Here is a 19,168-nt window from a genome sequence, read left to right as displayed (position 1 = left end):
ATTAAATAAAATTTTAATTGCTTCTTGTCGTGAGTGTTATTGTTCTTACAATAAAAAGAAAACTTGTCTGGTGCGCAGCATTTCCATGCAAGCATTGTTTTTTTTTAAAATTTAAATGCTTTTAAGTTTTATTAAATCTTATTATCATTAAGTGTGGAATGGGGGGTGGAAATATAAATTTTTGTTTTGTCAATGACAAAATATTAAGGGCAGGATGGAGCTGAAAGAATGACAACACGGGAAGCAATGTTGATATTGCTCATTTTGCTTCCCTTTGGTGGAAGCGCTATCATTGGCTTTTTTCGTTCGACAGCAAAAAATAATGAAGCATGGTTTGCTGGGGGCATTGCTCTTTTTAGTCTTCTTTTTACAATCATGCTTTATCCAGTAATTCGCGGCAATCACATTATCCGTTTAAATATTCCTTGGCTTTCAGAATGGGGGTGTGATTTGATCATCCGAATGGATGGTCTGTCGTGGCTTTTTTGCTTGCTCATTACAGGAATTGGGCTGCTTGTTGTTGTTTATGCTCGTTATTATATGGATCCTGCGGATTCTGTACCACGATTTTTTTCTTTTTTTCTAGCCTTTATGGGCTCAATGACAGGGATTGTTTTATCAGGTAATCTCGTGTTTTTGGTTGTTTTCTGGGAACTCACTAGTATTTTTTCTTTTTTGTTGATTGGTTATTGGTACCATAATGCCAGTGCGCGTGAAGGGGCGCGTATGGCTTTAACGATTACAGGTTTTGGTGGTTTTACCCTTTTTATTGGGGTTTTATTGATTGGGTATATCGTTGGTAGTTTTGATCTGGATAAAATTTTGCAGTCTGGAGATGTGATCCGATCAAGTTCGCTTTATATCCCTGCCCTTATTTGTATTTTATTGGGCGGATTAACAAAAAGCGCACAATTTCCTTTTCATTTTTGGTTGCCTAATGCGATGGCAGCGCCAACACCCGTATCGGCTTATCTGCATTCGGCAACGATGGTAAAAGCTGGGTTGTTTTTGCTGGTTCGTTTATGGCCTGTGCTCGCTGGGACAGAGTCTTGGTTTTGGTTGGTTGGCTTTTCAGGACTTTCAACACTTCTTCTTGGGGCTTATTGTTCTATGTTTCAGCAAGATTTAAAGGGATTGCTTGCTTACTCAACGATTAGTCATCTTGGATTGATTACCACGCTTTTAAGCCTTGGGAGTCCTCTTGCATGTGTTGCTGCGATTTTTCATATGGCTAATCATGCTACTTTTAAAGCGTCTTTATTTATGGCTGCTGGTATTATTGATCACGAAACGGGAACACGTGATATGCGTAAGCTAACAGGTCTTTATCGCTCTATGCCCATTACAGCAACTCTTGCTTTAGTAGCAAGTGCAGCGATGGCTGGTGTTCCTTTGCTCAATGGTTTTTTATCAAAAGAAATGTTTTTTGCTGAAGCTGTTGAAACACATATGGAATCATGGCTTGACTGGATTGCTCCTTATGTAGCAACGCTTGCTAGCCTGTTTAGTGTGACCTATTCTATACGTTTTATTCATGGTGTTTTTTGGGGACCACAATCAGATGAGTTACCCAAAATGCCCCATGAACCACCGCATTTTATGCGTTTACCCATGGAACTTTTGGTGTTTATTTGTTTGGCTGTTGGTATTCTTCCTAATTTAACAATCGGGCCTATTTTAGATAATGCCGTTGTATCTGTTTTAGGACCGATGACGATCCCTTATAGTTTGGCTGTTTGGCATGGGGTTAATACGCCATTAATGATGAGCTTGGTGGCTTTATTAGGAGGCGGCTTGCTCTATGTTGTTGGGCGGCGTTATTTTTTATCTTGTGATGATGGTCCTCCCTTTTTTCGCCATTTGAAAGGACCGCGTATTTTTGAACGCATTCTTGTGATTATTTCTTGGAAATGGGCACGTGCGGTGGAATCTGTTTTGTCAACACGCCGTTTGCAAATCCAGTTGCACTGGATTTTTATTGTGTGTTTCATTTTTGTTGGTCTTTTGCTTTGGCGTGATGGTTTAATTGCACCAGGGGGATTACCGCTTTTTCCACTTGATATTCCTTTTCTTGCACTTTGGCTGGTGGGTGGATTATGCGCGCTTTTAGTTGCTTGGCAAGCAAAGTTTCATCGTCTTGCATCACTCATGCTTTTGGGGGGATCAGGTTTGATGACGTGCGCAACCTTTTTATGGCTTTCTGCGCCCGATTTGGCTATAACGCAACTGGTTGTTGAAGTGGTGACAGTTGTCTTATTATTGCTTGGTTTGCGTTGGTTGCCTAAGCGTGTGTATAATCATCCTGCTCCAACGTCTGTGCGTTTTGGAGTGCGTTTGCGTCGTGCTCGTGATTGCATCATAGCAATTATGGGAGGTTCTGGTGTTGCATGGCTCTCTTTTGCGATGATGACACGTCCTCAAGGGACAACGGTTTCTAATTTTTTTCTGAAAAATGCTTATTGGAGTGCGGGGGGGCGCAATGTTGTGAATGTATTGCTGGTTGATTTCCGTGGTTTTGATACGATGGGAGAAGTTGTGGTTTTGGGGGTTGTTTCTTTGACTGTCTTTGCTCTTTTGCGTCGATTTCGTCCTGCTCCTGAAAGTATTGAGCCGCCATTTCAACAACGCGTTCAGGAAGCTTTTGATAAGGCGCAGCCAGATAGAAATGTGGGGGATACAGTACAGAATTATCTCGCTGTACCTTCTGTTATTATGGGGTGGCTCTTTTCCGTTATTATTGCTTTTTCTTTTTATTTATTTGTGCGAGGACATGATCTTCCAGGTGGTGGATTTGTTGGTGGTGTGACTTTAGCAATAGGCTTTATTTTGCAATATCTTGCACGGGATATTCGTTGGGTAGAAAATCATTTAAGAGTTTTGCCTTTACGCTGGATGGGCTTTGGCTTATTGCTATCGGTTGTAACGGGAACAGGGGCTTTGTTTGTTGGGTATCCTTTTTTAACATCATTTTTCCAATATATTCATGTTCCATTGATTGGAAAGGTACCTATAGCATCTGCTTTTTTGTTTGATTTTGGTGTGTTTTCTCTTGTGCTAGGAGCAACGATTCTCATTTTAATTGCACTTGCACATCAATCAATACGCAGTTATCGAATCGGTAAAAAACCTGCTTTAAAAGAGAAGGAAAATTAATGGAAATTATTCTTTCTTTGGCTATTGGTGTTCTTGTCGGATCTGGCATTTGGCTCATTTTGCGTCCCCGAACTTTTCAAGTCATTCTTGGTTTGTCTTTGATATCCTATGGTGTTAATCTTTTCATATTTGCAATGAGTAGACCACGCAGTAATGCAGCGCCAATCGTTGATCCTACGATGGTGATCAATCCGGCGAATTATGTTGATCCTCTTCCGCAGGCTTTGGTTTTAACTTCGATTGTGATCGGTTTTGCAACGACAGCTTTATTTTTGGTTATCTTATTGGTTTCACGCGGTTTAACAGGTTCAGATCACGTTGATGGACGTGAGGTACAGTGATGGAAGCTTATGTGCATTATCTTCTTATTTTACCGATTCTTTTGCCGTTAAGTACTGGCGCCCTTCTTCTGTTCTATGATGAACGTCGTTCAAAATTGAAATCACTCATAAGTATTTTTTCTGCCGCATTGTTAGTTGTCATTGCTGTTTTACTGGTGATGCGTGCGCGTGAAGTTGCTCCAGATGCAGATGTTTATCGGCTTGGTAATTGGCCTGCACCTTTTGGTATTGTTTTGGTGCTTGATCGCTTAAGTGCTATGATGCTTTTGCTTTCTAGCTTGTTGATTAGCGCGGCGTTGGTTTTTGCACGGGCACATTGGTATAAAGCGGGTCCTCATTTTCAGTCATTGATGCAATTTTTCTTAGTTGGAATAAACGGTGCTTTTTTAACAGGTGATTTATTTAATTTATTTGTATTTTTTGAAGTGATGTTAACAGCTTCTTATGGCCTTGCGTTGCATGGTTCTGGTCCATTGCGTGTGCGTGCTGGGTTGCATTATGTCGTGGTTAATCTGGTGGCTTCCTTGTTTTTTCTCATTGGGGTGGCGCTCATTTATGGAATCGTGGGCACCCTCAATATGGCTGATTTGGCTGTAAAAATACAATATATCGCTTCTAGCGATATAACTTTATTCGAAATAGGGGCTGCGCTTTTGGGAATTGCTTTCTTAATTAAAGCAGGGGTGTGGCCATTGAATTTTTGGTTGATGCCAACTTATAGTGCAGCAGTAGCGCCTGTTGGAACTTCTTTTGCACTTTTAAGCAAAGTCGGTATTTATATTATTTTACGTTTAACGTTGTTATGGTTTGGACCAGAAAGTGGACAGTTTAGTCATTTTGGTCAAACGGTTTTGTTCTACGGTGGGCTTGCCACTATGGCTTTTGGTTTTATCGGGGTCTTGGCAAGCCAAGTCTTAGTACGTTTGGCAGCTTATAGTGTTTTAATCTCTTCTGGGACATTGTTAACAGCAATTGGGATTGGCAATACAGATCTGGTCGCAGGGGCACTCTTTTATATTGTTTCTTCAACTTTGGCACTGGGTGCTTTTTTTCTTGTTGTAGAATTGGTTGAACGATGTCAAGATGTAGCAGCCAATGTTTTGACGGTTACAATGGAAGTCTATGGGGACGATGAAGAGGAAGAAGAAGATGAAGTGGGGACTTATTTACCGGTAACTTTGGCCATTCTTGGAGCTTGTTTTGGTCTTTGTGCACTTTTGATTATTGGGCTTCCCCCTTTTTCTGGTTTTGTTGCTAAATTTATGATGTTTGTGGCAATTTTAAACCATAAAGAAAATATTTCTACCTCTCTACCTGTTTATCACGATTGGCTTTTTATGATTTTTGTCACTCTGTCTGGTTTTGCTGCTTTGATTGCTATGACACGAACGGGCATTCGAACTTTTTGGGTTTCTCTTGAAGGGAGGATTCCACGGGTACAGGCGATTGAATTTGCGCCCATTGCCGTTCTGCTTGCTTTATGTTTTCTGATTACAATTGTTGCTGGCCCTGTTAGTCATTATATGCTTGAAACGGCCAAAACTTTGTATGAACCTCAAAATTATATTGGCAGCATTTTAGATGATTTTTCTCTCGAAAATAGGAGGATTCATCAGTGAAACATTGTTATTTTTTCCCTTTTTCTAGCATGGCAATTATTTTTATGTGGCTGATCTTAAATGGTTTTAGTTTCGGTCAATTGCTTTTAGGCGTTATCATTGCTTTGTTTGGGGGCTGGGTGATGCGGCTTCTCGAGCCGGAAAAAATAACGATTAAAAGTTGGCCTGCTGTTTTCCAGCTGTTTTTTCGTGTGTTTATTGATTCTATCATTTCAAATATCGCTGTGGCTTGTTTCGTTTTAACCAAAAGATCTAAAAAACAGCAGTCTGGTTTTATTGTGGTGCCCATTTCGCTTGAAAGTCGTACGGCTTTAGCTGTTTTGGCATGTATTCTTTCAGCAACTCCAGGAACGGTTTGGATTGCCTATAATAGAAAGAATAGTGAACTTTTGCTTCATGTCTTAAATTTTAAAAATGGATATGATTATCAGAAATTGATCAAAAAACGCTATGAGCAATTACTTTTGGAGATTTTTTAATGAGTATGGTAATCCTTTATTGGGGGCTTTATCTTTCACAGTTTTTTTTAAGTTTGGCAATGATTTTCGCACTGTTTCGTTTGATTCGTGGACCACGGGCGCAAGATCGGATTGTGGGGTTGGATGCTCTTTATATCATCACTATTCTTTTGTTTCTTACATTCGACATCCGTTCAGGAACAACCATTTATTTTGTGGCGGCACTCATCGTTGGCTTATTGGGTCCTGTATCAAGTATTGCGTTGGCAAAATTTCTTATGCGGGGGGAGATTATTGAATGAAAGATGATGTATCGCTTGTTGTTGCACTTGCTGTTACGATTTTTTTGATATTAGGATCTGGTCTCACATTGATTGGAACAATAGGGTTAGTGCGTCTTCACACTTTTTATAGACGTTTACATATGCTTTCGTTGAGTACAAGTTGGGGTGCTGGAAGTATTCTTATAGCGTCGTTTCTTTATTCAATTTTTGTAGATCATCATTTTGTTTTTCATGAATTTTTGTTGATGATTTTTTTACTTGTAACAATACCCGTTGCTTCTATGCTGGTATCACAAGCAGCGGCTTATCGACATTATTCAGAAAATAAATTAGAAAAACCGCTGGCTCTTTTATCACGTAATATGGAAAAACAAACATCTACTTCCAATGAAATATCATGTGATACGAGCCAGAGTGATTTTTAAGATACAATAAGCTTTTTTATTCTGTTTTTTGTTCTTCTACACATTGAATAAGATTTTTTTCTTCTGGATCATTAATGAGATCAGAAAGTGTGGCTTCATTTCCTTTTGTCCACCATATATAAGGTCCTCCCATATATTTTGCTCCAGAAGCATTTATGCTGCGGGAAGCGATGATGCGTTTTCCTTGCCATTTGAAATCAACAAGCGAAATGTTACCAGCATTGAGATAGGTTACTTCAACACGCTCTTTACTTGTACTTGTTTCACATTGATAGGCTATAACTTCTGTTTTTGGCTCTGGATCATCTGGAACTTCAATAACTAAAGAGCCAGCAAAAGCATTGAGTGAACCGAAGAGTGGTAGGCTTAAAGCAGCAAAAAATCTTACAATAAAAGCAATTTTTTTCATGACATTTCCTCAGTTATTTAAAATAATAACAGTGATTCATCCTTACATAGGATGGGTTTTTTTTCTTCTGGGTCTTGAATAAGATCATAAAGTGTTACTTCTTTATTTTTCTCCCACCAGATATATTGCTCCCCCACATATTTTGCTCCAGAAGCAGCAATAACATTTGCAGCGATAATACGATCGCCTTTCCATTTGAAATCAACCAATGAAATATTGTCAGCTTTGTGATAGGTTGCTTCAACGCGTTCTTTATTTGCTCCCATATCACATTGATAGGTTATGGTTTGTGTTTCTGGATTACCTGATACTTCAATGACTAAAGCAGCAGCCAAGGTACTGCTGACATTGAAAAATAATAAAGAGGAAAAAAATCCTAAAATTTGTAGAGTTTTTTTCATAATGCTTCCCTATATGAAAAGTAATTTATCTTATATGATGGTGTCTACGGCAGGATTCGAACCTGCGACCCCAGGATTCATACCACTTCGGTTTTCACCGCCAGCTTTACAAGCTGTTTGTGGTCTGGACTGTCTCTTCACCTTGAAGCTTGTGCCTTTTAGGTGCCGCCCGTTCAGTCTCTACACCTTCCTCTCATGTGAGGAGAGGCTTGGCTCGGGATTGGCATATAGTTTTGCCTATGAAGCTTTCCCCGAATTTGAGCAGATCCGCTTTGAGAATTTCTCCTCGAGGCGCCCAATTTCTTTAGGAATCCTGTGCTCTATCCTACTGAGCTACGCAGACATCATCATAACTATTTCTTTAATAGAAGTATAAAAACGAATCAATTATATTCAATACGAATTAACGGATTTCTGTTAATTTTTGTTCCAAAAAGGATAAAACTGAATCTGGAGGAACATTTTTTGCAATAAATGATTGGCCAAGTCCGCGTGTCAAAATGAAAGTCAGATTGTTTTGTGAAACTTTTTTATCTTGAGCAATGAGACTCATTAATGTTTCAGCATTTGGTAAATCTCCAGGGATATCCTTTAATTGCGTAGGTAAACCTACAGCTTTAAGGTGTGTTTTGATACGGTTTGGGAGTGTGGGAGCTACTAGATTTAGTTGTCCAGAGAATTGATGCGCAAGAACCATTCCAATTGCTACAGCTTCACCGTGAATTAAACGTTTTGAATCATAAGCGGTTGCTGTTTCAAGCATGTGCCCAAAGGTATGACCGAAGTTTAAGAGTGCACGCTCTCCGATTTCGTATTCGTCACGTGCGACTATGGCAGCTTTAAATTGGCATGAGCGAACAATGGCTTCTATTCTTATCGAGCCATTAGAAAAAATTTCTTGTCCGTTTTTTTCAAGCCATTCAAAGAAATCAGGCTGGTTAATGAGTCCATATTTGACCATTTCCGCATAACCTGCGCGAAATTCACGTGGTGGTAGTGTATCAAGAACAGATGTATCAGCAATAACGCATTGCGGTTGATAAAAAGCACCAATAAGATTTTTACCATATCGGCTGTTGATGCCCGTTTTGCCTCCAACAGAGGAATCAATTTGTGCAAGAAGCGTTGTGGGCATTTGAATAAAGTTCATTCCGCGGCGTATCATACTTGCTGCAAATCCTGCTAGATCTCCAATAACACCACCACCAAAAGCAATAACACAGTCACCTCTTTCTAAGCGTGCAGCAAGAATTTGGTCGATGACGACTTGCAAGGTTGAAAATGATTTTGATTGTTCTCCTGCGTCTACAATAATAGGGACAGTATGGATTTTATTTTTTGTTAATTCTGCTTGCAATGTATCCAAATGGAGGGATGCAACATTGGTATCTGTAACAATTGCCAAGCGTGTTTGATGAAAATCTTTTTGCTTAAGAGAATGCTTAATCCGTAAAGCTGCTTGTGCAATAAGATCTGGACCAATGATGATATCGTAACAGTGCTTGTCTAATTTAACGGTAACGGTTTGGGCGTGCATGTTCGTTCTTTCTATCTATTTTTTGTATGGAGGTAGTGCTGTAGAGATCGGATGACATTTTTTGCCACACTGTAGGGGCTTTCTTTATGACTGTTAATTGTTAAGTGTGCTTTTGCATAGAGAGGATAACGCTGTTCTATAAGTTTTTGCATCGTTTCTTTAGGATTTGCTGTTTGAAGAAGCGGTCGTGTTGGGCGCTTGGAAACACGTTGCATAAGAATATCAAGATCTGCTTTGAGCCATATAGATATTCCATTTTGATGAATAGCTTTTTGTGTATCTTTATTTATGTAAGCACCGCCACCTGTTGCTAAGACAAGAGGGCGTTTTTTTATGAGCTTGAAAATAATACGCTGTTCAAGGGAACGAAATTCTACTTCACCATAGATTTTAAAGATTTCTGCGATAGACATTTGTGCTGCTTTTTCGATTTCTTGATCAGAATCATAAAAGGGTAAATCAAGCATGGTGGCAACACGTTTTCCGATGACTGATTTCCCTGCTCCCATAAGACCAACGAATACAAGAGCTTGATTATCAAGAGAAGATAAGATTTGTCTTTTTATTTGTGATATAGGCGGATGTTGGGGTCGATTACTTTGCATAGCTTATTTCGGCATTTATCTGCTTTAAAGTCAATTCCTGTTAATCTTTATACGGTAGGATAAGAGATAGAGTATTTTGGAAAAGTTTATTATTTTATGCCAACATTAACCAGACTTTTGATGATTCTTTTCATTTTGTTTGCTATTCTTTTTAGTACAATGATCATTCTTGTTGTTTTTGTTGAACCCATAACTGTGGATATGTCTGTTGATGTCTCTTTGGATTTGCAGAATCTTTCTTTGAGAATAAATCAATGAAAAGTAACATTGTAATAGAGCGTTTTCTTGAAATGATGAGTGCTGAGCGAGGCGCTTCTGCCCATACACTTGCGGCTTATCAGCATGATTTACAGTGGGTACAAGACGAATTGTCTTCACATTCGGTTTCGCTTTTTTCAGCACAAAAGGAAGATTTAATTGGTCTTTTGTCGCTCATGCATACATTTGGTTTTGCTGCAACTTCACAAGCGCGCCGTTTATCGACGTTGCGTCAATTTTATCAGTTTCTCTATGCAGAAGGGTTAAGAGCAGATGATCCTTCCCATGATATTGATGCTCCTCGCCAAGGGCGGCCTTTGCCCAAAATTATCAGTGAAGATGCGGTGACAAAATTTCTTGATTTGGCACAGTTGGAGGTTAATCAAGCAGATTATGGGTCCAAGGATTATCTGCGCGCATTGCGTCTTCAGCTGTTAAGCGAAATGCTTTATGCAACAGGATTACGCATTAGTGAGTTGGTGAGTTTGCCTGTGCAGGCTGTTCGGGGGAAAGCATACAGTATTTTGGTTCGTGGTAAGGGAAAAAAAGAACGAATGGTGTTGTTATCAAAAAAAGCCTATCAAGTTCTTTTGCAGTGGTTGGACTTGCGTGATCAGGAAAAAGATGCGAAAAGTCTTTATCTTTTCCCAGCGCATTCAGAAACAGGCTATATTGCGCGTCAGGTTGTTGCACGGGAATTGAAAAATCTTGCTAAAAGGGCTGGAATAAAAAGTGAAAGCTTTTCTCCCCACGTGTTGCGCCATGCTTTTGCTAGCCATCTTTTGCAAAATGGTGCTGATTTGCGCGCTGTTCAACATTTGTTAGGTCATTCTGATATTTCTACCACTCAGATTTATACCCATGTGTTGGAAGAGGGACTGTACCGTTTAGTCAATGAGCATCATCCCCTTGCCGATGCGCAAAAGGCTCGTTAAAGAAAGGGTGATGTTTTGGAAAAAGACTTTATAAAGGAAATTATAAGTGTATAAGTGACACTGAATGAGTTGGTACAAATGCATAATTATCTTGATTTTGAAAAACCAGTTGCTGATCTTGACGGAAAAATTCTTGAATTAAAAAAAATTTCTCAGGAAAAAGGCAGTCTTGACATGAGTGACGAGATTGCGCGTCTTGAAAAACGTTCCAAAACGGCATTGCACGATCTTTATAAAAAATTATCGCCATGGCAAAAAACACAAGTCGCTCGTCATCCTGATCGTCCCCATTTTATGGACTACTCTAAACGCCTATTGAGTGATGTTACACCTCTGGCAGGAGATCGAAAGTTTGCTGAAGATGAGGCTATTCAAGCCGGTTTTGCACGCTTTAAAGGAGAAGCAGTTGCTTACATTGGTCAAGAGAAAGGTCACGATACGCAAACACGTTTGCGCTATAATTTTGGTTCTGCTCGTCCAGAAGGATATCGTAAAGCTGTCCGTATTATGGAAATGGCTGACCGATTTGGTTTGCCACTTCTTACCTTTGTCGATACGGCAGGTGCTTATCCGGGGGTAAGCGCTGAAGAACGTGGGCAAGCGGAAGCAATTGCTCAATCAACAGCCGCAACTTTGCGTTTGAAAATTCCCGTTGTATCCGTTGTTATTGGAGAAGGCGGTTCTGGGGGGGCGATAGCAATTGCGGCTGCCAATAAAGTTTATATGTTAGAACATGCTATTTACTCCGTTATTTCTCCAGAAGGAGCGGCTTCCATTTTATGGCGTGATCCAGCTCGTGCAAAAGATGCTGCAATGAATATGCGTATTACCGCTCAAGATTTGTATCGCTTAAAGATTATTGATGGCATTATTTCAGAGCCTTTAGGAGGAGCGCATCGTGATAAAGAGGTTGCCATTGATGCAACGGGAGAGATTATTGCAGAAGCTTTAAAAACTATGGCTGGAAAAGATGGTGAAGTTCTTAAACAAGAGCGAAGAGAAAAATATCTTCAAATTGGTCGGTCATTAGCATAAGTCGTTTTTTTGTGAGGGGTGTTGGATTGGAGTTTTTTTCGATGACATTTAACAGATTCCTCGCTGTGTGTGTGTTGTTTGTAATGGGAATATTGACGGCTTGTGAAGGAAGATTGCCAGCTTCTATTCGTGCGAAAGTTGAGCAGCCTCTTCCGCAGGAAATCCAGAATAGGATGGCTTTGTACGATATTGATCCCTATGCACCAATTTTGATGCGATTTTTCAAAGAAGAAAACGTTGCTGAAGTTTGGAAGCAATCTCGTTCAGGTCCTTTTATCTTGGTTGCTCGCTATGGTATTTGTAAATGGTCTGGTAAGCTTGGACCGAAATACAAAGAAGGGGATCTTCAGACACCGGAAGGTTTTTATACGATTACCGCAAACCAAATGAATCCTTATTCAAAATATTATCTTTCTTTTAATATAGGATTTCCCAACCTTTATGATCAGGAAAATGGTCGTACAGGAAGCAATCTTATGGTGCATGGTTCTTGCTTTTCCGCTGGTTGTTACTCTATGAGTGATAAAAACATGGCTCAAATTTATGCGTTCGCACGGGATGCTTTTAAAGGAGGACAAAGAGCATTTCAGTTGCAGGCTTTTCCTTTCCGCATGACCAAGGATAATATGTTACGTCATAGCAATGATCCTCATTATCAATTTTGGGTTATGCTTAAGAAAGGTTATGATTTTTTTGAAGAGAATCATCAACCTCCGACCGTTGAAGTTTATGAAAAACGTTACATTTTTAATCACGATATTGATAAAACTTCAGTTTCCTTAATGAGGTAGGTGTTGTTTTATTCTGCTACACCTTAAAACACTATCGTCTATGATGGCGATACAGGACATGCAAAAACTTTATGCATGGGGTGTTTTAGGGGGCATTCATACTTTAAAGCGCAGAATTTTTTCATAGAGCTTTATGTTAGTCAAGCAGATAAAGTGAGGGAAGCCAAAAGGCACTTGCTCAGAGAAGTTATCTTGTTTGCAGACCAATATGAGTGGCAATCTTGGTTTTTTAGTGGAGAGGGAGAGTAAGTTTAACATAAAATGCGCCTCTCTTTTTATTTTCAAAGGGTTCTATTATTTCATGCTGTAAAATATTGTCTTATCATGCTGGTCTATAAGATATTATATGCATACATCTAAAATACGATATTGACTCTGTCTGATTTTAGCTTTTTGCCTAAACTTTAAGAGGATTTTGTTTTAATCTGCTGGGGAAATAAAGTTGAGCGGAATATTTAAAACCAAGAATCTGTCCAATAGGGTTGTGAAATGAACCTCCTGAAGTGGTTTGCAGATAAAGCGTATATCGAGAGAAAACAACCTAATGACAGATTGATGAGTATTAAGAATTTTTATAATAATAATTTGATTTACAACGATAATTTATCATTTTTTCGGTTTGAATGAGAGCCGGAATATCATAAGGTCCTTTTATCTTAAAATCTATTTATGATGAATCAATGAAAATCATTCGCTTGCACGTTATAAGTAGGAAGCGTCGCATGGATAAAGCTGTACAGTAAAAATGCTTCTAATGAATCATTTCAAGTGCCAAGCGTTTTCCAAACATTGGGGACTGGAAAAATATATGGTGGGGGTTATTTTGCTTTTTTAAAAGCGTAAAGAGGGTATGGCTCAAAGGATTTCATTATATCATTGAAGGGAAGAATTAAAACTTTATTCCTGGAATGATGAGAGGGTTTTCCAAGAGAGCTGTTTTGTCTGCAGTATCTATTGCTGGTTTATTAAAAAAAGCATTGAGAAGTTTTTGTATTGCTTCTTTTTCAACACCATCGGCAATGATGACAAAACGTGTTTGTTTTATTCCTTTTGGCCATGCTGGCAATCTTATGGGTGGATGGAAAAATGTTTGTACACCATGTAATACAAGTGGGCGATAAGGATCATCACGCAAGGCGATAATTGCTTTAATACGGAGTAATTTTGTACCGTAACGGTCTTGTAGGAGATCTAAAAAAGCTTCAATTGTGGCATAATCAACAAGATCTTCGCAGTCTAGTGAAAAGGTACGAATGGTTTTATGGGGGGGATGATCATGTGGATCCGTCGTAAGAGTTTGCCTAAGGTGTGTATTTTCTCCTTTTTCATTCCATAATGTGTTCTTTATTAATAAATTTGAGCAGAAATCTTCAGAATGGGCGTCAATGATTTGTGCTGTAGGATTCAGCGCTTTGAGTGTGTTAAAAAACTTATCTGAAAGCGTTTGTGGAGCCGTAAGATCTGTTTTGGTAAGAATAATTTTATCGGCAAGGATTAATTGTTTATATATTTCAGGATAACGATCACATATGGAAAGTGTGCTTAATGTATCAAATGTTGCAAGAACAGCGTTTATGGACAATGTTTGAATAAACAACGGGTGGCTTAAAAGTATTTGTAAAATAGGAGCGGGATCAGCCATCCCTGTTGTTTCAATGATGATATGATTGAGTTGTTTAATTTGTCCTGTTTGGACGCGATTGATTAAATCAATTAATGTATCAATAAGATCACTGCGTAAATTGCAGCATAAGCAACCATTGGCGAGCTCAATAATTCCTTCTGTCGTCTTTTCAACCAGAAGGTGGTCAATACTGATTTCACCGAATTCATTGATGATAATAGCACACTCTGCTAGGAGAGGGTCTTGTAGCATACGGTTGAGCAAAGTTGTTTTGCCAGAGCCTAAAAAACCAGTAATAAGCGTTAGAGGAATGCGCTTTATTTTCATTTTAATCATCAACCGTGGTTTTATTTTAAAGAAACATATCTTACGACGTCAACTCTATTCATAAGGGAGCCTGTGAGGGATTAAAGGTCAATTCCCTATGAAATCGATTTTATCATCATTTTTACGTTTATAAAGGTAAGTGTGGGCATAATCATACATTTTTTCAGCACCAATGTTATGATAATTCTTGGTACTTGAAAGACCTTATAGGAAAAGTTTTAATTTCTTGCTTTAATTATTTTAACTATGTGCTCATTCACTTTGTGGCGTGCAAGAGACAGATGTTAATTGATATCAACAGATATGGATTTCAAATAAGTTAATCTTACAATATTTATGGTTCTGACATAAGGTAAAAATAATTAGCTATCATGAAAATCAATGCATTATAATTAAATCATAGATTATGGCTTATGGCTTTTTTATAGAATAGTTTGTGGGTCTTTTATACGGGCTATGGGGTTTTCTTAGTGGTTTTACCGTTATTTTAGGTGTCTGTGGCGTACGAATGAGGTGCACTGCTAAAGGATGAGAAAAAGAAGGTGGCGCAGTGATAAAAGGTGAGGTGAGAATAATATTTCCTTGCTCATCATATGAATTTGCATGCATTTTTATGGCTTCAGGTGTGCATGTTTGTTGTTTCATATTGTTGGCTTGTGTTATGTTGTTCCCATAAGGTTTTAATGTTGCTAGTGTTAATTGGCGGCTTCCTTGATGCAAAAATCCTATTTCAAGAAGTTGTGCTGCTTTTTCTTCCCTTTCACTTACGTTGTTTGCACCTAAAATAACAGCAATAATTGTACGTTTATTGCGGGTGGCTGAGGCAACAAGATTAAAACCAGAGGCGCAAATAAAGCCTGTTTTCATACCATCTATGCCATAAAAACGGCCAATGAGGTTGTTTGAGTTATGCTGGATTTTTCGGTTATTACCAAAATCAATGGCTGGAATAGAAAAATAATGAGCATATTGGGGAAATTCACGACGTATTTGGACGGCTAAAAGAGCGATATCGCGTGCGGTGGAATAGTTTTGAGGGTCTGGTAAACCGCTTGCATTTGCAAAATGGGTGCCAAACATGCCTAAACGTTTAGCTTCGCTGTTCATTTTTTGTACAAAAGCTTTTTGTGAACCAGCAACAGCTTCACTCATAGCAATGGCCAAATCATTGGTCGATTTAACCATGGTGATACTTAAGGCTGTATCAAGGGTGAGAACAGAACCAGCTTTATAGCCAGAACGATACGAGGGAGCTTTTGTGGCATATTCGCTGATGGTGATCGGTTTGTTGGATGAAATTTCTCCTCGACTCATGGCGCGAAAAATAACATAAGCGGTCATTAATTTTGTTAAGGAAGCTGGATACCAACGCTCAAAAGCTTGATTATGTTTTAGGATATGTCCCGTTGTAACATCAACAGAAATAAAAGGTTGCGCTAAAGCAAAAGAGCTCGAAAAACTCAAAAGGAAATAAAAAAATAAATTGTAGAAGAGACGTTGCATGAGTTTAAATTCAGTTCTTTCTTATTCATTATTTAGAATTGTTTTAATGTAGCATATAAAGCTCTTAAGTCTAGGATAGAGAGGACAGATGGTTAATTGCTGTATTGAATTATGTCTTAGGAATAAAAACCAACGTTCATCTTTATTTTCCCCTTGAATTTGGTTTGATGGCTTAAGGATCTCAAGAAATACTTTTTAAATAGTGAAGATTGTACAAAATTTCAGGCTCTTGAGGAAATTGATATTTTTTTAGGAGGGAACAAGCTAGTATCATCACACATTTTGCATACTATTTTATTCGTTAATATATTTGATTTATAATAATAATTTTCCAGCCTACAATGTTTATGACAGCCCTTAGTACTTGAGATGGCTCATAAGAGATATGTCTTTCTTGTACAGTTTTATATACACGGCTCTTTCCGCTTGTAACGTGCAAGAAAATGGTTTTGATTGATTCAACATAAATTTGAAATGAGAGAATCTTACGGTCTTCAGAGTTTTCATTCAAGTTGAAAAAAAACGCTAAGATATCGTTATCAATCAATATTCTGTATGTTATTGAAACAATTTTAAAAAGAGGAAGAATTCTTTTTCAAAAAAATCAATATATTGATCATTTTTGATAATGTAACACAGGTCTTATTGATGTTGAACGAGAAAATTTGAAATATTTCCCCTATATTCTTGTTTCATATGTTTTATTAAATTATACAGAGTGATATTGTTTATCAATCAAAGTTTACGCCATGATGCTGCAGTTTTTGAAGCTTCTGAACGGCAGATGGTGGCATAGGAGGAGGGGTAGGATCTTGAGCCGCTAAGAGAAGCAGTTCATCACACGCTTCTTCAGTTTTTTGGACAAGTTGATCCAGAAAATCACGTTTGCTTAAACCAGCTTCTATTGGAGGAAGAATACGAACACGAATTGTTCCGGGATAGCGGCGGAAATTATTGCGTGGCCAATATAAACCCGCATTGTGCGCAATAGGAACAACTTGAAGCCCTAATTCATTATAGAGCGCAACAATTCCTGACTTATAATCTGGCTCTTGACCCGGTTGTCGGCGTGTTCCTTCGGGAAAAATTAAGATTTGACGCCCTTGTTTTACTTTTTCTTTTGCTTTTTGTATAATCGCTTTTAAGGCTTTGATGGGCGTTGTGCGGTTAATGGGGATAATTTGTGTTTTTGCCATATACCAGCCAAACAATGGAATCCACATCAATTCACGTTTTAAAATGAGAGTGGGATCATCAAAATAGGGAACAAGGCTGAAAGTTTCCCAGGCAGATTGATGCTTTGGAGCGATGATATAGGCCCCTTTGGGGAGATTTTCTAATCCTTCGATTTCATAACGTGTACCCGCGATATATTTTTGCAAAAAGAGTGTAACGCGCGCCCATGTTTTAGGGACAATCCACGCCTTTTTGCGGGGCATTAAAAAATAAACTGGAGCGTAAAGAATCATTTGTATGAGAGTTGTTGTATAAAAAGCGAACGTAAAAAGAATAGAACGAAGGATGAGCACTATATTTTCCATTTTATATCTATCAGAAGACTTCGTATATAATATAATTCATAAGAGAAAACATCTTCTTTATGTTTTTTCAAACATCTATTTTTTTGGTAACTCATTTTCCGATACTAAAAAACAGAAGGAAAGAGGTTAATGGAATTACAAAAAGATGAACTTTTTATTCCACGGATTTTATCTATTGCGGGAACAGATCCTTCTGGTGGCGCTGGAATGCAGGCAGATTTGAAGGTTTTTTCAGCTATGAAAACTTATGGTATGAGTGTGGTGACAGCTGTTGTTGCACAAAATACTCAGGGTGTGCGTTCTTTTCAGGCATTAGATGCTTCTTTTGTTGCGGATCAAATTGATGCGGTTTTTGAGGATATCCATGTTGATGCCGTTAAAATTGGTATGGTTGCAAATGCTCAGATTGCACAGGCTATTGCAGAACGTCTTGCTTATCATAAAGCGCGGTTCATTGTTTTTGATCCAGTAATGGTGGCAAAAAGTGGTGATGTTCTTTTAAAGCCTGATACCATTGAAATTATGCGTGATGTTCTTGTGCCGATGTCAACTTTGATCACGCCAAATTTGCCTGAAGCTGCACTGTTATTGGGATGCGAAGTGCAATGGTCTTTAGAAACTATGTATCAGTATGCTCCACGACTCTTGGCGCTAGGGTGTCATGCTGTTTTATTGAAAGGAGGACATTTGAACGCGTTTACCAGAAACAGTACAGAAAATTACGATTGTTCTAGTCCAGATCTTTATTGTGATTGCAAAAATCTTATTATGCTTGAAGCTTCTCGTCTTTCAACCACTCATGATCACGGGACAGGGTGTACTATTTCTGCTGCTATTGCAGCTCTGTTACCTACACAACCTTTGGACTGCGCCGTTAAACAAGCAAAAGATTATTTACATGGCGCTTTAACGGCTTCAAACGATTTAAAAGTAGGGAAAGGGCGAGGACCGCTTCACCATTTTTATGCATTGTGGAAAGATTGATACAAACAATTGATTGTAAAAATCTTCATTCTATGAATTTGTTTCGTCATTATTCATTGGGCTTTTAATATTGGGGCTGTAAAAAAATCTGTTAGCTCAAAGGTAATTGCAAATTCTTTTATATGAGCTTTTATAACCTACAAAGTCGCAAAAAATCTGCTGCCAGTACTAAAAAAAATTATTCTCGGGATGGCAAGAAACCTTTGATCAATGCTTTTGGGAAAAATGCCACTGGCAAAGCTAAAGTTATTGTTGCCAAACAATGTCATGAACCAATGGGAACTGTCCATCTCGTTTTCAGGCTTTAGCGATCTAGCAGATTATACGGATCTCCTAGAAAAATTCCGCCTGAGATAGAAATTGTTATCTGATGATCTAAAATCCAAATTCAATAGATACTTTACAAGAAATTATGAATCTTAAAAAAAACTTTGAAAGGTATCTAAAGCTTCTTTAGAGAATCCTTTAAAAAATGATTTGAAAAAAACGAATCAGTATAAGATTTAATGCATGTAGTTTGACATTAGGTTTTGGATTAAGTGGGAAGAGGTGGGATTAGTTAGGAATATGTGATAATTTGTTGTTTTTATGCATAAAATTTAGCATTAAATGCGCGTTTTGTCAAAATAGATTTTGACACCTAAAATTGCGAAAATTACCAAAAATCAGAAAAAAGTGCGTTTTCATTGTAAAAATGAGAAAAGCCTTTGAAAGTCCTTTGAAGATTTTTAAAGAGTCTGTGAAAGCCCAGAAAACCGCCTTTGAAGACCCTTTGAAAAAAATCAATCCAAAAGTTCAATCGACTCCAAAATCAACCAAAAATGACCCAAAAAGCAAAAAAGATATGCGCCATATGGCGCGTTTCTATTTTTATGGGATATAATTATTAAAAAACAATGCATTATTATAATTTTTTAATGTAAAAAGAAACGCGCCTG

Annotated in this window: 18 protein-coding genes and 1 pseudogene; 12 read left to right on the top strand and 7 right to left on the bottom strand. The window is 38.2% G+C overall.

Annotated elements, in window-relative coordinates; genetic code table 11:
- Positions 1–228 precede the first annotated feature (228 nt).
- From CER18_RS00095 to mnhG, 6 genes are read left to right on the top strand one after another with little or no spacing between them, the layout of a single operon-like run.
- Positions 229–3,153, top strand: coding sequence for a monovalent cation/H+ antiporter subunit A (locus CER18_RS00095; protein WP_100128086.1), 2,925 nt, complete (start codon positions 229–231; stop codon positions 3,151–3,153).
- Positions 3,153–3,494 (top strand): Na+/H+ antiporter subunit C, encoded by a 342-nt coding sequence (locus tag CER18_RS00090; RefSeq protein WP_012232609.1) that lies wholly within the window; start codon positions 3,153–3,155, stop codon positions 3,492–3,494. The genes CER18_RS00095 and CER18_RS00090 overlap by 1 nt, the downstream gene beginning before the upstream one ends.
- The gene (locus CER18_RS00085) at positions 3,494–5,113 is read left to right on the top strand and encodes a monovalent cation/H+ antiporter subunit D (RefSeq protein WP_100128085.1); all 1,620 of its coding nucleotides are present in this window, start codon (positions 3,494–3,496) and stop codon (positions 5,111–5,113) included. The genes CER18_RS00090 and CER18_RS00085 overlap by 1 nt, the downstream gene beginning before the upstream one ends.
- Positions 5,110–5,592 carry a Na+/H+ antiporter subunit E gene (locus CER18_RS00080; protein ID WP_100128084.1) on the top strand — a complete coding sequence of 161 codons (483 nt, stop codon included), beginning with the start codon at positions 5,110–5,112 and terminating at the stop codon, positions 5,590–5,592. The genes CER18_RS00085 and CER18_RS00080 overlap by 4 nt, the downstream gene beginning before the upstream one ends.
- Positions 5,592–5,873 (top strand): K+/H+ antiporter subunit F, encoded by a 282-nt coding sequence (locus CER18_RS00075; protein WP_100128083.1) that lies wholly within the window; start codon positions 5,592–5,594, stop codon positions 5,871–5,873. Before CER18_RS00080 ends, CER18_RS00075 begins: the two co-directional genes overlap by 1 nt.
- Positions 5,870–6,280 (top strand): monovalent cation/H(+) antiporter subunit G, encoded by a 411-nt coding sequence (gene mnhG / locus CER18_RS00070; RefSeq protein WP_100128082.1) that lies wholly within the window; start codon positions 5,870–5,872, stop codon positions 6,278–6,280. Before CER18_RS00075 ends, mnhG begins: the two co-directional genes overlap by 4 nt.
- A 16-nt stretch (positions 6,281–6,296) precedes the next feature.
- Here the strand turns inward: mnhG and CER18_RS00065 are convergent, their stop codons facing one another.
- The 4 genes and pseudogenes from CER18_RS00065 to CER18_RS00050 form a co-directional block, all read right to left on the bottom strand.
- Positions 6,297–6,689, bottom strand: a complete 393-nt coding sequence (locus tag CER18_RS00065) for an MliC family protein (protein WP_100128081.1) — start codon at positions 6,687–6,689, stop codon at positions 6,297–6,299.
- A 17-nt stretch (positions 6,690–6,706) separates the two neighbouring features.
- On the bottom strand, positions 6,707–7,090 hold the full coding sequence (locus CER18_RS00060) for an MliC family protein (protein ID WP_100128080.1): 384 nt from the start codon (positions 7,088–7,090) through the stop codon (positions 6,707–6,709).
- A 403-nt stretch (positions 7,091–7,493) separates the two neighbouring features.
- On the bottom strand, positions 7,494–8,627 hold the full coding sequence (gene aroB / locus CER18_RS00055; RefSeq protein WP_100128079.1) for a 3-dehydroquinate synthase: 1,134 nt from the start codon (positions 8,625–8,627) through the stop codon (positions 7,494–7,496).
- Positions 8,602–9,232, bottom strand: a pseudogene (locus CER18_RS00050) (shikimate kinase). Before CER18_RS00050 ends, aroB begins: the two are co-directional and overlap by 26 nt.
- Positions 9,233–9,486: 254 nt before the next feature.
- Between CER18_RS00050 and CER18_RS00045 the strand changes: the two are divergent.
- The 3 genes from CER18_RS00045 (at position 9,487) to CER18_RS00035 (ending at position 12,251) form a co-directional block, all read left to right on the top strand.
- Positions 9,487–10,425 (top strand): site-specific tyrosine recombinase XerD, encoded by a 939-nt coding sequence (locus CER18_RS00045; protein ID WP_100128077.1) that lies wholly within the window; start codon positions 9,487–9,489, stop codon positions 10,423–10,425.
- Between the two features lie 78 nt (positions 10,426–10,503).
- Entirely contained in the window at positions 10,504–11,460 is a 957-nt protein-coding gene (locus tag CER18_RS00040; protein WP_100128240.1) for an acetyl-CoA carboxylase carboxyltransferase subunit alpha, read from the top strand.
- A 41-nt stretch (positions 11,461–11,501) separates the two neighbouring features.
- Positions 11,502–12,251 (top strand): L,D-transpeptidase family protein, encoded by a 750-nt coding sequence (locus CER18_RS00035; protein ID WP_100128076.1) that lies wholly within the window; start codon positions 11,502–11,504, stop codon positions 12,249–12,251.
- Positions 12,252–13,140: 889 nt separating this feature from the next.
- Here CER18_RS00035 and CER18_RS00030 read toward each other — a convergent pair.
- The 3 genes from CER18_RS00030 to CER18_RS00020 all read right to left on the bottom strand — a co-directional run bounded on the left by CER18_RS00030 (position 13,141) and on the right by CER18_RS00020 (position 17,246).
- Positions 13,141–14,202, bottom strand: coding sequence for a CobW family GTP-binding protein (locus CER18_RS00030; RefSeq protein ID WP_180299358.1), 1,062 nt, complete (start codon positions 14,200–14,202; stop codon positions 13,141–13,143).
- Positions 14,203–14,613: 411 nt separating this feature from the next.
- The gene (locus CER18_RS00025; RefSeq protein ID WP_100128074.1) at positions 14,614–15,705 is read right to left on the bottom strand and encodes a D-alanyl-D-alanine carboxypeptidase family protein; all 1,092 of its coding nucleotides are present in this window, start codon (positions 15,703–15,705) and stop codon (positions 14,614–14,616) included.
- 731 nt (positions 15,706–16,436) lie between these two features.
- Positions 16,437–17,246 (bottom strand): lysophospholipid acyltransferase family protein, encoded by an 810-nt coding sequence (locus CER18_RS00020; RefSeq protein WP_100128073.1) that lies wholly within the window; start codon positions 17,244–17,246, stop codon positions 16,437–16,439.
- A 129-nt stretch (positions 17,247–17,375) separates the two neighbouring features.
- Between CER18_RS00020 and thiD the strand changes: the two genes are divergently transcribed.
- The 3 genes from thiD to CER18_RS00005 all read left to right on the top strand — a co-directional run bounded on the left by thiD (position 17,376) and on the right by CER18_RS00005 (position 19,113).
- Positions 17,376–18,230 (top strand): bifunctional hydroxymethylpyrimidine kinase/phosphomethylpyrimidine kinase, encoded by an 855-nt coding sequence (gene thiD / locus CER18_RS00015; RefSeq protein WP_100128072.1) that lies wholly within the window; start codon positions 17,376–17,378, stop codon positions 18,228–18,230.
- A 122-nt stretch (positions 18,231–18,352) separates the two neighbouring features.
- Positions 18,353–18,538 (top strand): hypothetical protein, encoded by a 186-nt coding sequence (locus tag CER18_RS00010; RefSeq protein ID WP_100128071.1) that lies wholly within the window; start codon positions 18,353–18,355, stop codon positions 18,536–18,538.
- Positions 18,539–18,924: 386 nt separating this feature from the next.
- On the top strand, positions 18,925–19,113 hold the full coding sequence (locus CER18_RS00005) for a hypothetical protein (RefSeq protein WP_100128070.1): 189 nt from the start codon (positions 18,925–18,927) through the stop codon (positions 19,111–19,113).
- Positions 19,114–19,168 lie beyond the last annotated feature (55 nt).

The organism is Bartonella tribocorum, assembly GCF_002777915.1.
GTDB lineage: Bacteria > Pseudomonadota > Alphaproteobacteria > Rhizobiales > Rhizobiaceae > Bartonella > Bartonella tribocorum_A.
Note: the sequence above shows the minus strand (reverse complement) of the source record. Positions and strands in the feature narration are given on the sequence as shown.

Coding starts and splice junctions, on each gene's coding strand:
- CER18_RS00095 (WP_100128086.1), top strand. CDS start 229: ATGACAACACGGGAAGCAATGTTGATATTGCTCATTTTGCTTCCCTTT.
- CER18_RS00090 (WP_012232609.1), top strand. CDS start 3,153: ATGGAAATTATTCTTTCTTTGGCTATTGGTGTTCTTGTCGGATCTGGC.
- CER18_RS00085 (WP_100128085.1), top strand. CDS start 3,494: ATGGAAGCTTATGTGCATTATCTTCTTATTTTACCGATTCTTTTGCCG.
- CER18_RS00075 (WP_100128083.1), top strand. CDS start 5,592: ATGAGTATGGTAATCCTTTATTGGGGGCTTTATCTTTCACAGTTTTTT.
- mnhG (WP_100128082.1), top strand. CDS start 5,870: ATGAAAGATGATGTATCGCTTGTTGTTGCACTTGCTGTTACGATTTTT.
- CER18_RS00065 (WP_100128081.1), bottom strand. CDS start 6,689: ATGAAAAAAATTGCTTTTATTGTAAGATTTTTTGCTGCTTTAAGCCTA.
- CER18_RS00060 (WP_100128080.1), bottom strand. CDS start 7,090: ATGAAAAAAACTCTACAAATTTTAGGATTTTTTTCCTCTTTATTATTT.
- aroB (WP_100128079.1), bottom strand. CDS start 8,627: ATGCACGCCCAAACCGTTACCGTTAAATTAGACAAGCACTGTTACGAT.
- CER18_RS00045 (WP_100128077.1), top strand. CDS start 9,487: ATGAAAAGTAACATTGTAATAGAGCGTTTTCTTGAAATGATGAGTGCT.
- CER18_RS00040 (WP_100128240.1), top strand. CDS start 10,504: ATGCATAATTATCTTGATTTTGAAAAACCAGTTGCTGATCTTGACGGA.
- CER18_RS00035 (WP_100128076.1), top strand. CDS start 11,502: ATGACATTTAACAGATTCCTCGCTGTGTGTGTGTTGTTTGTAATGGGA.
- CER18_RS00030 (WP_180299358.1), bottom strand. CDS start 14,202: ATGAAAATAAAGCGCATTCCTCTAACGCTTATTACTGGTTTTTTAGGC.
- CER18_RS00025 (WP_100128074.1), bottom strand. CDS start 15,705: ATGCAACGTCTCTTCTACAATTTATTTTTTTATTTCCTTTTGAGTTTT.
- CER18_RS00020 (WP_100128073.1), bottom strand. CDS start 17,246: ATGGAAAATATAGTGCTCATCCTTCGTTCTATTCTTTTTACGTTCGCT.
- thiD (WP_100128072.1), top strand. CDS start 17,376: ATGGAATTACAAAAAGATGAACTTTTTATTCCACGGATTTTATCTATT.
- CER18_RS00010 (WP_100128071.1), top strand. CDS start 18,353: ATGAGCTTTTATAACCTACAAAGTCGCAAAAAATCTGCTGCCAGTACT.
- CER18_RS00005 (WP_100128070.1), top strand. CDS start 18,925: ATGAGAAAAGCCTTTGAAAGTCCTTTGAAGATTTTTAAAGAGTCTGTG.